Annotated in this window: 14 protein-coding genes; 3 read left to right on the forward strand and 11 right to left on the reverse strand. The window is 59.9% G+C overall.

Features of this window, described 5'->3' with window-relative positions; genetic code table 11:
- The 3 genes from ABI_RS16370 to ABI_RS16380 form a co-directional block, all read right to left on the reverse strand.
- A partial coding sequence (locus ABI_RS16370) for a gluconate 2-dehydrogenase subunit 3 family protein (RefSeq protein ID WP_211211183.1) occupies positions 1-270 on the reverse strand: 270 nt, incomplete at its 3' end.
- Between the two features lie 274 nt (positions 271-544).
- On the reverse strand, positions 545-1,606 hold the full coding sequence (locus ABI_RS16375) for a glycosyltransferase family 4 protein (protein WP_006274160.1): 1,062 nt from the start codon (positions 1,604-1,606) through the stop codon (positions 545-547).
- The gene (locus ABI_RS16380) at positions 1,603-2,688 is read right to left on the reverse strand and encodes a glycosyltransferase family 4 protein (protein ID WP_006274161.1); all 1,086 of its coding nucleotides are present in this window, start codon (positions 2,686-2,688) and stop codon (positions 1,603-1,605) included. Before ABI_RS16380 ends, ABI_RS16375 begins: the two co-directional genes overlap by 4 nt.
- 116 nt (positions 2,689-2,804) lie before the next feature.
- Here ABI_RS16380 and ABI_RS16385 point away from each other — a divergent pair, with 116 nt between their 5' ends.
- Positions 2,805-3,977, forward strand: coding sequence for a glycosyltransferase (locus ABI_RS16385; RefSeq protein WP_006274162.1), 1,173 nt, complete (start codon positions 2,805-2,807; stop codon positions 3,975-3,977).
- A gap of 191 nt (positions 3,978-4,168) precedes the next feature.
- Here the strand turns inward: ABI_RS16385 and ABI_RS16390 are convergent, their stop codons facing one another.
- Together ABI_RS16390 and ndk are read right to left on the reverse strand one after the other, a co-directional pair.
- A complete protein-coding gene (locus ABI_RS16390; protein ID WP_006274163.1) occupies positions 4,169-4,642 on the reverse strand; it encodes a glycine zipper domain-containing protein in 474 nt (157 codons plus the stop codon).
- Between the two features lie 260 nt (positions 4,643-4,902).
- Positions 4,903-5,319, reverse strand: a complete 417-nt coding sequence (ndk, locus tag ABI_RS16395) for a nucleoside-diphosphate kinase (RefSeq protein ID WP_085930202.1) — start codon at positions 5,317-5,319, stop codon at positions 4,903-4,905.
- A 200-nt stretch (positions 5,320-5,519) separates the two neighbouring features.
- On the opposite strand from ndk, the gene ABI_RS16400 reads away from it, so the two are divergent.
- The gene (locus tag ABI_RS16400) at positions 5,520-7,421 is read left to right on the forward strand and encodes an ABC-F family ATP-binding cassette domain-containing protein (protein ID WP_006274165.1); all 1,902 of its coding nucleotides are present in this window, start codon (positions 5,520-5,522) and stop codon (positions 7,419-7,421) included.
- A gap of 145 nt (positions 7,422-7,566) precedes the next feature.
- On the opposite strand, the gene ABI_RS16405 is transcribed toward ABI_RS16400, so the two are convergent.
- The 6 genes from ABI_RS16405 to purM all read right to left on the reverse strand — a co-directional run bounded on the left by ABI_RS16405 (position 7,567) and on the right by purM (position 11,840).
- Positions 7,567-8,406 (reverse strand): SMP-30/gluconolactonase/LRE family protein, encoded by an 840-nt coding sequence (locus ABI_RS16405; protein WP_006274166.1) that lies wholly within the window; start codon positions 8,404-8,406, stop codon positions 7,567-7,569.
- A gap of 70 nt (positions 8,407-8,476) precedes the next feature.
- Positions 8,477-9,190, reverse strand: coding sequence for a sensor histidine kinase (locus tag ABI_RS16410; RefSeq protein WP_006274167.1), 714 nt, complete (start codon positions 9,188-9,190; stop codon positions 8,477-8,479).
- A 33-nt stretch (positions 9,191-9,223) separates the two neighbouring features.
- A complete protein-coding gene (locus ABI_RS16415) occupies positions 9,224-9,682 on the reverse strand; it encodes a response regulator (protein ID WP_006274168.1) in 459 nt (152 codons plus the stop codon).
- 95 nt (positions 9,683-9,777) lie between these two features.
- Positions 9,778-9,954, reverse strand: a complete 177-nt coding sequence (locus ABI_RS26290; RefSeq protein WP_006274169.1) for a hypothetical protein — start codon at positions 9,952-9,954, stop codon at positions 9,778-9,780.
- 215 nt (positions 9,955-10,169) lie between these two features.
- Positions 10,170-10,619: a DNA polymerase III subunit chi gene (locus ABI_RS16425; RefSeq protein WP_006274170.1), complete on the reverse strand. Its 450-nt coding sequence runs from the start codon at positions 10,617-10,619 to the stop codon at positions 10,170-10,172.
- 186 nt (positions 10,620-10,805) lie between these two features.
- Positions 10,806-11,840 (reverse strand): phosphoribosylformylglycinamidine cyclo-ligase, encoded by a 1,035-nt coding sequence (gene purM / locus ABI_RS16430; RefSeq protein ID WP_006274171.1) that lies wholly within the window; start codon positions 11,838-11,840, stop codon positions 10,806-10,808.
- 60 nt (positions 11,841-11,900) lie between these two features.
- Here purM and rnd point away from each other — a divergent pair.
- Positions 11,901-12,606: ribonuclease D (gene rnd / locus ABI_RS25305; protein WP_040309527.1), on the forward strand; the 706-nt coding region annotated here is incomplete at its 3' end.

Below are 12,606 nucleotides of genomic sequence, written 5' to 3' on the forward strand. Positions count from 1 at the left end.
GCGATGGTCCGCCTTGGTCTTTTCGCCAGCCCAGGTCAGATACAGATGGTCCATATAGGCGGGGACACCGGCCCCCACCGCGCCTGGCGTATCGGTGCGCGGAATGATGGCATCGGCCAGAAAGGTGACCAGAGCCAGTTCATCGGCCGTGTAAAAGCCGCCTGTTGCCGATTCGGCGGCACCGGCTTCAGTGCTGTGGAAAGCCGACAGCGCCGCAGCGCCACCCAGGCTGAAGATAAGTCCCTGTAAGACTTGTCGGCGCGTTGTCATGTTGCCTCCGGGCACCTTTTTTTGATATTGTCCTACCATTGTCCCACGCTTTTGCCGAAGTGCAAGGTCAAACCCTGTCCTGAACGCGAAACAACTTTGTTATATCAGGCGACTGAGGATGGGGCTGGATGAAAAATGCTTTTGGATCTCGGACTGGTTGCTCTCATCGTCATGTTGGGCGGGGCAGCCCGTGATCCTGCCTCCATGCGATTGTTGCTGCGCACCTGTTCACGATTGGAAATTACCACGTGCCGCTGGCGTCGAAAGGCGCTGTCTAAACTCTTGCAATCCCCATTCGCACCTGGTGCAACTGTATGGCGCGATGTTCGCGGGTATGAACGTCAACCACGAAGGCCTGGCCTGACTGCGCCAGGGTAACCCGCAACTCGTCGTCTCCGATCAATCGCTCCAGTGCCTCGGAGAGCGCCGAGCCTGTCACCTCCGCGACATACAGAGCATGATCGCTCGAGGCCTCACGCAGGCCGCCGGTGCCCGACGAAACCACGGCGCAGCCGGCGGCATGGGCCTCCAGGGCTACCAGACCGAACGGTTCCTCCCAAATGGACGGCACCACAGCCACCGCGGCGGATTTCATCTGCGCCTTGACGGCATCAAGTGGCTGGTCTTTCAGCACGGTCAACTGTGTCGCTGGCAGCTTGTCGATCTGCGCCTGGGCCCAGTCGCCGTGGACGCCGAAACGGTTCAGCACCAGAACCGCCTTCCAGTCGGGATGACGCGGCAGGACCTCGGTCAGGGCGTCGCACAGCGGCGCAAGGCCCTTTTCCGGGGCGGCCCGGCCGGAAAAGATGATCGTCTTGCCTTTTGCCAGCGGATCGCCCGGCCATAGCGACGCATCGATCGGATTGGCCACCGCATAGGTGCGCCCGGCATATTGCGGGTAATTGCCAAGAAAGTTCGCTTTCGCCGCCTCGCTGACAAAGATGAAGCTGTCGAACGAGCGGTTGCGCCAGACATTGCGCCAGCGGTCGATCAGGTGCTTGGGCTTCTTGACGTAGTTGTGCCGGTAAAGGCTGTTGGGGATCGCTTTCAAAGCGCCAGCGATCGCTGAGGCCGAGATAGCGTGCTGATGGAACTCGACATAGTCGGGCGCGAAGGCTTTGACCGCGCCGATCATGCGTTTGCGCCGGACGAGGCGATTGCCACCGGGATCGATCTCGGTCACCGGAATATCGTCGCGTGCCTTGGCGCCGGTTTCGCAGAAGACGCGGATCTCGTCAGTGCTGCCCACGGAGAGGGTCCGGATCACCGTCTCGATCGAGTTGGGCTCCACCGCGCAGAAGGTGTAACCAGGTGGCAGGACGATGGCGATCTTCATGACGCTTTCCGGGCGGCGACGGCCCCTTCGCGGATGGTGTTCAGTTCTTCGGCGCGGCGCGGGATGGTGTGTTCCACTCTGGCGCGCGCCTGACCGAAAGCGGCGATCTGCCGGCGCAGACCGGGATCACCAATCAGTTTGTCGATTGCAGATGCAACCGAAGGTCCATCAACCGGATCGATATAGACTGCGTGCTCGCCGCTGATGTCGCGCAGGCCGCCTGAACCTGACGAAATCACCGCCGTGCCCGCCGCATGGGCCTCCAGGGCCGAGAGGGGGAAGGGGTCTTTCCACACCGACGGTATGACCGAAATGGCGCCCTTGGCCAGGTTTTCCTGAACCACGGCCAGCGGTTGGTTGGTGAGGATCGTCACCTGGTCGCCGAGGTCTTTAAGCTTGGCGACCTGCGTCTGTGCCCAGGTGTTGGCGTCATCGAAGGCGCTGAGGATCAGCACTGCCTTCCAGTCATGATGGTTCGGCAGGGCCTGCGCCAGGCCGTCGCACAGCGGTTCCAGGCCTTTTTCGGGAATGGCGCGGGCGGCAAAGACGATGGTATGGTCCTTGGCGTCCGGATTGCCTGTCCATTTGGCGGCATCGATGGGGTTGAAGATCGAAAAGGCGCGCGATGCGAATTTCGGAAACGCAGCCAGGAAGTGGTCTCTCGTGTCGTTGCTGACGAACAGGAACCGGTCCAGCGCGCCGTAGCGCCAGTTCTGATCCAGGCGCTGGAAGATGTTCTTCGGCGGTTTGATATAGTTGTGGCGATAGATCGCCGTTGGGACCGAGGGCAGGGCGCGGGCTATCTGGTTGGCCAGCCGGGCCTCATGATGGACTTCGATATAGTCCGGGGCGAAGGCTTTCAGCGCCGCGACGGCTGCCCGTGTTCGGGCCGAACGTCCGGCGCCGACAGGTAGTTCGACGATCGGAATGTCGCAGCGCGCTTCGGCGCCGCCGTCGCAGAAAACCCGCAATTCGTGGCCCCACGGATTGTAGGTAGCAAAGGTGCGGATAACGGTTTCGATGGAATGGGGCCGGCGGGCGCAGAACTTGAACTCCGGCGGCAGGACGATGGCGATCTTCATACGGATACCTTGAGGGGCTGTGCATGTGTAACTGCCCCGCGATACCAGCACAAGCAGGCCATTGTTTTCCGCCGCTGAAACTATTAAGGAGCGAGACCCTTATAAGGAGCCTGTGTTTGTCGTCTGCTGTCCCTTCGTCTGTTCCGGTCGAACCGAACGCTCCTGATCTCAGCCTGGTCATCTGTACCCTGAACGAAGGCGCCGCCATCCGCGCCGTCATCGAGGAAATCTGTGACACCCTGGAAGGGATCAGCCACGAGATCATCGTTGTCGATGACGATTCCAAGGACAATACCGCCGATGAAGTCCGCGCGGTGGCCGCGACTCGCCCGAACGTGCGCCTGCATGTTCGTGTCGGTGAACGCGGTCTGTCGTCGGCCGCCATGAAGGGCTGGGACATCGCCCACGGGCGTTTCCTGGGCGTGATGGACGGCGATGGCCAACACGACCCAGCCGCCATCCGCGAATTGGCCCAACTGATCCTGAAGGGCGACAAGGACCTGGTCTGCGTCTCGCGCTATATCGGCAAGACCGAAACCGGCCTCAGTGGTATCCGCGACCTGGGTTCGAAAGCCTTTACCTGGGTGACAGGTTTGGTGTTGAAGGTGCCGTTGTCCGACCCGATGAGCGGCTGTTTCATGATGACGCGCGACTATTATCTGTCGGCGCGGCCGAAACTGACCGGCCTGGGCTTCAAGATCCTGCTCGACATTGCCTCATCCAGCAAGACTAAGCCGCGTTTCGGTGAGATCAAGGCGTCGTTACGCCAGCGTCAGGGCGGCGAGTCGAAGCTGGATCTGCGCGTGGTGATCGACCTGGTCGCGGTGCTGATCGAAAAGGCCACGGGCGGACTGTTGCCGGCGCGTTTCGTCATGTTTGTTGGCGTAGGTCTGAGCGGTGTTGTGGTCTATTCGGCCGTGCTGATCCTGGCGCACATGTTTTTCCGTGATGGCAGCTATTTGCCGCTCTATCGTTTCCAGTTCCGCACGGACGACGTGGTCAGCTACAGCGTCGCCATATGGCTGTCGATGACCTGGAACTTCTTCCTGAACAACATCCTGACCTTCCGCGACAAGCGGCTGCAGGGCTGGGGGCTGTTGCGTGGTTTGTTGGGATTCTATGTCGCCTGCTCCGTGGGCGCGCTGATCAGCCTGGCCCTGGCCCTGTTCATGAAAGAGGAACTGAAGGTCCACTGGCTTCCGGCCGGTATCCTGGCCGCGGTGCTGAGTTCGGTCTGGAACTTCTGGGGCGCCATGCTGCTGTCCTGGCGGACACCAAAAGCGAAATAAAAGGAAGCCCGATGCGCGGGGGAAGGCATCGGGCTTCTAGAGCGGGTTTTTGATGAAATCAAAAAACCCGCTCTAAGTTTTTGTTTTGTCGCGCAATTTTCCCGAAAAGTGGCGTCCACTTTATCGGATTGCGCTCTGGACCTCATGATACGGGATCGGCATGAGGTGTTGAGGGATCTGATCAGGGAAACTTAATAGCGACGGTCGTCGTAGCGATCGTTGCGGCGATCGTGACGGCTGTGGCGGCGGTCATCGCGGCGGTCATAACGGTCGTCACGGCGATCATCGCGGCGGTCGTATCGGTCATCGCGACGGTCATACTGGTCGTTATAGCGATTGTCGTAGTCGCGATTGTTGTAGCCACTGTCGTAATAGTCGTTGTAGCCGTAGTCGTAGCGGCACTTGGTGTTGTTCTTGGCGATCGAGGAACCGACCGCGGCACCGACAACAGCGCCGGCCACGGTGCCCAGACCCTTGTTACGGGTGTTTGAGGCTGTGCCACCGACGGCTGCGCCGATCACGGCGCCGGCGATGGCGCCATTGCGCTGGGCGTCCTTCTTCTGGCCGTGGCAGCTCTCTGCAGAAGCGGGGAGGGCAAAGCCGGCGATTGCGGCGGTGGCGATGGCGGCGGCGATCAACTTGCGGGTCGCGGTCAGGCGGATCATGGTGTGGGTTCCTTCCCCGGTATGCCGGGTCTGGTGACCTCACCGCCGGCTGATATGACCGGTATAAAGGAGCCAAGATGAACGGTGCTTGATAGGTTCGTTCATCTTCGTTCAGAAAGCGAATTTTTTTCCGAAACGAAAAAAAAGCCCCGCTGTTTGAACCCGGACACCCACGTTTCGGGTTCGGTTTCAAACGGCGGGGCTTTTTCCAGAAAGGAAGGACTTGGGGCATAGCTCCCAAACCCCGAAACCTTGGGGTGTTAGCCGACGATTTCTTCTTCGGCGAAGAATTGCGCGATTTCAAGCGCCGCGTTCTCATCCGAGTCCGAACCGTGCACCGAGTTCTCGCCGACGTTCAGCGCGAACAGCTTGCGGATCGTGCCTTCGGCAGCGTTTTCCGGGTTGGTGGCGCCCATGACTTCACGGTACTTCGGCACGGCGTTGTCAGCTTCCAGAACCTGAACGACCACCGGCTCGGACGTCATCTGGGCGACCAGTTCACCAAAGAACGAGCGTTCCGAATGGACGCCATAGAAGGTTTCTGCCTGCGCCTGGGTCAGCTTGATGCGGCGTTGCGCGACGATGCGCAGGCCGGCGGCTTCGATGACGGCGTTGATCGCGCCGGTCAGGTTGCGGCGGGTGGCGTCAGGCTTGATGATCGAGAAGGTGCGGGACATATAGAGTTCCATTTTGTTTTGCATTTGCGTTCCGCACGCCCCCTATCGGGCGGGCAGTTTTTTTGATTTCACGTCAAAAATCAAAAGAGTGCGGCAGCAGGGCGTAATTATCGCATCGCACCCTTTTGATTTTTTGACTTTGGGGCTTATAGCGATGCACAATCCGTTCGCCAACCCATAAATTCCCAAGATTTCGAGTTATGTTGCAGATCACCAACCTGACCTATGACGCCTACGGGCGCCGTTTTTTTGACGGCGCCACCCTGACCCTGACCCCGGGGACAAAGGCCGGTCTGGTCGGTCTCAACGGCGTCGGCAAGTCGACCCTCTTCAAGTTGATCCTGGGCCATGCCCAGCCTGGCGGCGGCGAAATCACCACACCGAAGGGCTGGCGCGTCGCTTCGGTCGATCAGGAAATCGCCGCCTCGCCGCAGCACCTCATAGAGGCCGTCCTGGCCATTGACACCCGCCGAGCGCGCCTGCTGGCCGATCTGGAAACCGCCGATCCGATTCACCAGGCTGAAATCCACCATGACCTCTACGCCATCGGCGCCGACCGGGCGCCGTCGCGCGCGGCCGAAATCCTCAGCGGTCTCGGGTTTTCGACCGCCGACCTGACGCGGCCGATTTCGGCGTTTTCGGGTGGCTGGCGCATGCGGGCGGCCCTGGCTGGCGCGCTTCTGGCTGAGCCTGATCTGTTGCTGCTCGACGAACCGACCAACTATCTCGACCTGGAAGGCGCTCTTTGGCTGGAAACACGCCTGAAGCGCTATCCCAATGCGGCGCTGATGATTTCGCACGACCGCGACCTGCTGAACGAGTCGGTCGACGCCATCGTTCACGTCGCGGGTCAGAAACTGGACCTCTATACAGGTGGCTATGACGATTTCGAACGCTTGCGGGCAGAGAAGGCACGTTTGAACGCCGCCAACCAGGTCAAGCAGGAGGCCGAGCGCGCCCACCTGCAGGCCTTCGTCGATCGCTTCCGCGCCAAGGCGTCCAAGGCCGCGCAGGCGCAGTCGCGGATGAAGAAGCTGGAGAAGTTGCCGCCCATTGCCGCAAACATTGAAGATCGAGTGGCGCGATTTATCCTGCCATCGCCGAAAAAGCAGTTGGCGCCGCCGATCCTGCGGCTGGACGATGCCAGTGTCGGATATGGCGATACGGTGATCCTGCGCAACATGACGATCCGCCTGGATCCCGATGATAGAATTGGGGTTTTGGGCGTCAATGGTGCGGGTAAGTCGACCTTCGCCAAGCTATTGGCCGGCGCCTTGAGTGAACGGCATGGCGAGCAATGGCGTGACCGGCGGATGACCGTGGCGTGGTTCCACCAGCACCAGATCGAGGCCATGGATCCAGAGGATACGCCGCTGGAGATGATGCGGCGGGCGCGGCCGGAGGACACCGAATCGAAGCGGCGGTCGCGGCTGGGGTCGTTCGGCATGACGGTGGAAAAGGTTGAGACCAAGGTCAAGGACCTGTCGGGCGGCGAACGAGCACGGTTGCTGCTGAACATGGTGGCGATGGACGGGCCGCACCTGCTGATTCTGGACGAACCGACCAACCACCTGGATATCGACTCGCGGCGTGCGCTACTGGATGCTTTGAATGACTATGAGGGGGCGGTGCTGATCATCACCCACGACCGGTCGCTGATCGAACTGGTGGCAGATAAGCTGTGGCTGGTGAACGACGGGACGGTGAAGCCGTACAGCGGATCCATGGAGGATTACGCCAAGCTGGTCGTCGAACGGGCGAAGACAGCGACGCGGGAAGAGGCTGAAGCGACAGGGAAAGAGAAGGCGCCGACGGTTAATTCCAAGGACGCCCGCAAGGCCGCGGCGGCGGCGCGTCAGGCGATTGCGCCCCTGAAGAAGAAGGCCGACGACCTGGAACGCAAGATCGAGAACGTCGGCAATCAGATCAAGCTGCTGGATCTGAAACTGGGCGATGCAGAGCTTTATGTGAAAAATCCGGGGTTGGCCGTAACCTACGGGAAGGACAAGGCAAAGCTGGAAGAGTCGCTGGTGGCAATGGAAGCCGAGTGGATGGACGCGGCGGAAGTGTATGAGGCTGCGAAGCTGGAGGCCGGCGTTTAACGCCGATCAGTTACGGGGTTTGGGGTCTGCGACCCCAAAAAACTTCTTATTCCTTCCCTCGACCTCGCCCCCTTGAGGGCGAAGGTCAAGGGAAGGAAGCAGGAAGACTGGGGCCGCAGGCCCCAAACCCCATTACTCGATAGCGCTAAAACGTCCGCGCGCCATTCACAGCCAGCATTACGGCATAAACGCTCGTCGTCGCTGTAATGAACAGGCGGTTCCGCTTGGCGCCGCCGAAACAGACGTTCGACACCGACTCACCCACAACAATTTCCCCCAACAGAACACCATCCGACTCGTAGCAGTGCACAGCCTCCGTGGCGCTGGTCCATACCCGCCCGTCCGTATCCACCCTCAGGCCATCGTAATTGCCGTTATCGGCGAAAATATCACCGCCGGACAATGACCAATCCTCAGCGACATCGAACACGCGGATATGCCGGGGGCCGTCCGGAACATGTGTCCGCCCACTATCGACCACATAAAGCCGCTTTTCGTCCGGTGAAAACGCCAGCCCGTTCGGCTTGATAAAATCCGTCAAAACCCGTGTGACTTGACCCAGCGGATCGACACGATAGACGTGGCTGCCGTCCTGTTCGGACACGGCCTTTTGCCCCTCATAATCCGTATCAATGCCATAGGTCGGATCGGTAAACCACACTGCGCCATCCGACGTTACCACCACATCGTTGGGACTGTTCAAACGGCCGCTATCGAACCGGTCAACGATCACTGTCACCGACCCGTCATGCTCCGTCCGCGTTACCCGCCGGCCGCCATGCTCGCAGGTCACCAAACGGCCCTGACGATCCACCGTATTGCCGTTGGCATAGTTGGCCGGCGAACGGAAGACGCCCACGCCACCGGTCGTCTCGTCCCAGCGCAGCATCCGGTCATTTGGGATATCGCTCCAAAGCAGAGACCGCATCATCGGAAACCACACCGGCCCTTCGGCCCAGCGACACCCGGTATACAAAACGTCCATGTGCGCCGACATCCGGACGCAATCGCGGAACCGCGGTAAATGTACCTTGTAATCTGCCCCCATGCCGGCCCTACTTGGCCACGCTGAAACAGACCGCCGTCCCGCCCAGGGGGGAGGGCTCGATCCAGATATTGCCGCCATGCTGCAAGGCGATCTTGCGCGCCAGGGTCAGTCCCATCCCGACTCCGGGATAGGCGTCGTCCGTGTGTAGCTTGCGCAAAGGTCGGAAGACATCATCGTAGAACATCGGATCGATTCCGATACCGTTGTCTTCGACGGAGAAATCCCAGCGCGTCGGACATTCCGTCACCGACACCCGCACGTCCGGGGCAATGCCGTGTTTGCGGAAGCGGATCGCATTATCGATCAAGGCGTGGAACAGGGTGAACATCCGCGACGGATCGGCCATCACTGTCGGCATCGGCGGATAGATCAACTGCCCGCCGGTCGCATCGAGTTTAGCCTGAAGTTCCATATGACAACGTGCCAGGACGATCTCCAGATCCACCGGCTCCGGCGTGCGCGCGACCGTGTTCAGGCGCGAAAACGCCAGCAGTCCCTGGATCATGTCGTTCAGCTTCTGGCCGCTTTCGATGATCAGTTCCAAGTGCAGTCGGTCCTCTTCCGTCGGACCGATCTTGACCTTTTCCATCAACAGTTGGGAGAATCCTACCATTGACCGCACCGGACCTGCCAGGTCGTGCGATACGATATAGGCGAAATCCTTGAATTCCTCGGCGTCATCGATCTGGACCGGGGCCGATATTTCGCGGCATGCCTGCATGGGCTTATCTCCGTCTTCCATAGAGCTTCCCAGTCAGCTCTCGGCTTCGGCCAGGGTGGCCAACACAAAAAAGAACTGTTCCATTAAGGCGATTGCCTCTCGGTATTTCGTAATATCCAGCGGTTTAACGACATAGGCATTGGCATGCAGCCGGTAGCTGGTCATCACATTACGCCCGGCGCCGGAGTTCGACATCACAATCACCGGAATGTGTTTGGTCCGGTCACCCGCCTTGATCGCTGTCAGCACATCAAGTCCGCTCATCTGGGGCAGTTGCAGATCCAACAGGATCAGGTCCGGCAACCGCTTGCCACAATGATCACCGTCGCCGCGTAAAATTGCCATAGCGATCTCGCCCGTCTGGGCGACCGTCAGATTCGTGGCGAAGCTGGCTTCCCGCAAGGCATGCTGCGCCAGAAGGGCGTCGCCGCGGTTATCGTCGACAAGCAGGATTTCGGCGGGCCGATTATCCTCGATAAGCCGTTTACTCATTCCCTGTACCTCATCCCGGCCCAAAGCCTCGTCTTAAAAACGAATCGCTGCGACCTGACGTTGTAGAGACTAATCCTCGAAGCTCATCAGGTAAACTAGCCGCATTTCACCGACTGTATCAAACCTGTATCCGTGTCGAACACGATAGTTTGACGATCAGCCGAATAGTCCATGGTAACCGCACAGGTCGAGCAGACCACGCGCCGCTTGCCCGGATGCAGCGGCACCGGAATGTCGGTGCGCGGCTTACCGATCAGATGTTGCAAGTCCATAGCACCACACTGGTCGTTCGCAACCGGCTTGAACTGCGGCGCGGACGGCGTGCTGGGAGCGGGCGTTGACGGTTTGCCTCGATCCGGCACCGGTGTATAGCCCGGGTTGGATGGCGCCCTTGCCGGCGGTGGCGGTATCTCCGGGCCGGATGAACACCCAGCCACAACGGCAGCGCTCAGGCCAAGTATGAGGAGACGAACTGTAAGCTTTGTTTTCACTGCATCTTCTCCCATCGTCCCCGGTCGTTCTGCTTCCAATACGCCAGATCGGCCCCGGTCGCCTTAAGCTGTTTCCACTGTCCCCGCGCCCAGGTCAGATGCTCGGCATCGTTGCCATCGAACACAATCAAACAGCGCTCCAATCCGCTAACATCCGGTAAATCCGTTGGGGAAACCGACAGATAGACTTGAGGTTTGTTGGCCATTCGTCCGGAAGTGCCGAGCAGGACGGGCTGGTGGCCTTCCAGATCGTCACCTTCACGGCCGTGGGCCAGGAACGAGTCGGGCCGGTAAGACCAGAGACGGTCATTCAAAGCGGAAATCTTGTCATCCTCATGACCGTGGACATAGGCGCGCCAGCCCTTCTGGGCAACCTTTTCCAGCAGGTCCGGCAGGGCCTGATCCAGAGGTGTCGTTTCGAGGTGGTAAAACCAGATATCGGGCATGTGAGTCAGGTAGAAGCCTAACCACGAACGGCACGAACAGGCACGATCTTTATGTGCGTTTTCAACCGATTGTGAAGGGAAAATGGCAGTAAGGGTTAAACCATGTAAGGCGCAGAATGCCGCTGCGTTTCAGAGGCGCGGCAGGGACGATGGTGATTGATCGTCCCTGTCGCGTCTGGTTAAGCCTTACTTGCTTTCAACCGCCGCCAGTTGGCCGCAGACAAAGGCGTCTTCACCAGCGTCCAGCAGAGCGGACAGAACCGCATCGGCGTTTTTCGGACTGACATACAGTACGAAGCCGACGCCGCAGTTGAAGGTCCGCAGCATTTCGTGCTTGTCGATGCCGCCGGTCAGCATCAGCCATTCGAACACTGGCGGGAAGTTCCAGCCATCGAAATCAAACTGTGCCGTCAGCCCGTCGCGCACGGCCCGGTCCGGGTTCTCGATCAGGCCACCGCCGGTTATGTGGGCGCCGCCCTTGATCAGGCCGGCCTTCATCAGCGGCAGGACGGATTTGATGTAGATCCGGGTCGGTTCCAATAAGGCCTGCGCCAGGGACAGGTCCTTGGCGAACGGCGCCGGCGACGACCAGGTCAGACCGGCCACCTCGACGACCTTACGGATCAGCGAATAGCCGTTGGAGTGCGGGCCTGACGATGCCAGGCCAATGATCAGGTCGCCTTCGCGCTGGTCGTCCAATCTGGGCAGTACGCCGTCGCGATTAACCGCGCCAACTGAGAAGCCGGCCAAGTCGTAATCGCTGTCGCCATACATGCCAGGCATCTCGGCAGTTTCGCCACCGACCAGGGCACAGCCGGCGCGCTTGCAGCCCTCGGCTATGCCAGCGACGACGCGACGGGCGACATCAACCTCCAGCTTGGACGTGGCGTAGTAGTCGAGGAACATCAGCGGTTCCGCGCCCTGGGCCAGCAGGTCGTTGACGCACATGGCGACCAGGTCGATACCGACGGTGTCGTGGCGATGGGTTTCGATGGCGATCTTGAGCTTGGTACCGACGCCGTCAGTAGTCGTGACGATCAACGGATCATCGTATCCGGCGGCCTTCAGGTCGAACAGAGCACCGAACCCGCCCAGGCTGGCTTCGGCGCCGGGACGGCGCGTCGACTTGGCCAAAGGCTTAATGGCGTCGACCAGCGCCTCGCCTGCATCGATATCGACGCCCGACGCGGCATAGGTCAGGCCGTTTTTCAGTTCGGACATTCGTGAAAAATCCTGTAAATTGGGGTTTGGGAGGCGTTTGCGCTCTGCTATAGCGACAAAATGACTCCAATTACAAATACCAATGACCTGATCGCTTTTTGTGAGGCGATAAAATCCGCGCCCTTCATTACAGTCGATACCGAATTCATGCGCGAGACGACCTACTGGCCCAAGCTGTGCCTGATCCAGGCTGCCAGCGAAGACCATGCCGCGATCATCGATCCGCTGGCCAAGTCATTGGATTTGAAGCCGTTTCTTGACATCCTGGCCGACGAAAAGATCCTCAAGGTCTTCCACGCCTGCCGTCAGGATATGGAAATCTTCGTCAATCTGGGCACCATGCCCATGCCGATATTCGACACCCAAGTCGCCGCCATGGCCGCCGGTTACGGTGATCAGGTGGCCTATGATTCGCTCGTGCGCCAGAAATTGAAGATCGATATCGACAAGGGATCGCGATTCACCGACTGGTCGCGCCGTCCGCTGTCTGACCAGCAATTGCAATACGCCCTGGGTGACGTGACGCACCTGGCAAAGTTGTATCCAAAGCTGCGCGACCGTCTGGCGCGTGAAGGCCGGCTGGAATGGGTGTCGGCCGAAATGGTCGATCTGTGCGCCCCCGAACTGTATTCGACCAATCCCGAAGATGCCTGGCGCCGTTTGCGGCCGCGCAAGAGCTCGGTGAAGTATATGGCTGTTTTTGCTCAGGTTGCTGCTTGGCGCGAACGCATGGCGCAGGAACGCGACATGCCACGTGGGCGCATCT

The sequence above is a fragment of the Asticcacaulis biprosthecium C19 genome, assembly GCF_000204015.1.
Classification (GTDB): Bacteria; Pseudomonadota; Alphaproteobacteria; order Caulobacterales; family Caulobacteraceae; genus Asticcacaulis; species Asticcacaulis biprosthecius.

Bases quoted from the DNA above. Each gene is read 5' to 3' on its own strand.
- ABI_RS16375 (WP_006274160.1), bottom strand. From the start codon at position 1,606: ATGAAGATCGCCATCGTCCTGCCACCTGGTTACACCTTCTGCGCGGTG.
- ABI_RS16380 (WP_006274161.1), bottom strand. From the start codon at position 2,688: ATGAAGATCGCCATCGTCCTGCCGCCGGAGTTCAAGTTCTGCGCCCGC.
- ABI_RS16390 (WP_006274163.1), bottom strand. From the start codon at position 4,642: ATGATCCGCCTGACCGCGACCCGCAAGTTGATCGCCGCCGCCATCGCC.
- ndk (WP_085930202.1), bottom strand. From the start codon at position 5,319: ATGTCCCGCACCTTCTCGATCATCAAGCCTGACGCCACCCGCCGCAAC.
- ABI_RS16400 (WP_006274165.1), top strand. From the start codon at position 5,520: ATGTTGCAGATCACCAACCTGACCTATGACGCCTACGGGCGCCGTTTT.
- ABI_RS16405 (WP_006274166.1), bottom strand. From the start codon at position 8,406: ATGGACGTTTTGTATACCGGGTGTCGCTGGGCCGAAGGGCCGGTGTGG.
- ABI_RS16410 (WP_006274167.1), bottom strand. From the start codon at position 9,190: ATGCAGGCATGCCGCGAAATATCGGCCCCGGTCCAGATCGATGACGCC.
- ABI_RS16415 (WP_006274168.1), bottom strand. From the start codon at position 9,682: ATGAGTAAACGGCTTATCGAGGATAATCGGCCCGCCGAAATCCTGCTT.
- ABI_RS26290 (WP_006274169.1), bottom strand. From the start codon at position 9,954: ATGGACTTGCAACATCTGATCGGTAAGCCGCGCACCGACATTCCGGTG.
- ABI_RS16425 (WP_006274170.1), bottom strand. From the start codon at position 10,619: ATGCCCGATATCTGGTTTTACCACCTCGAAACGACACCTCTGGATCAG.
- purM (WP_006274171.1), bottom strand. From the start codon at position 11,840: ATGTCCGAACTGAAAAACGGCCTGACCTATGCCGCGTCGGGCGTCGAT.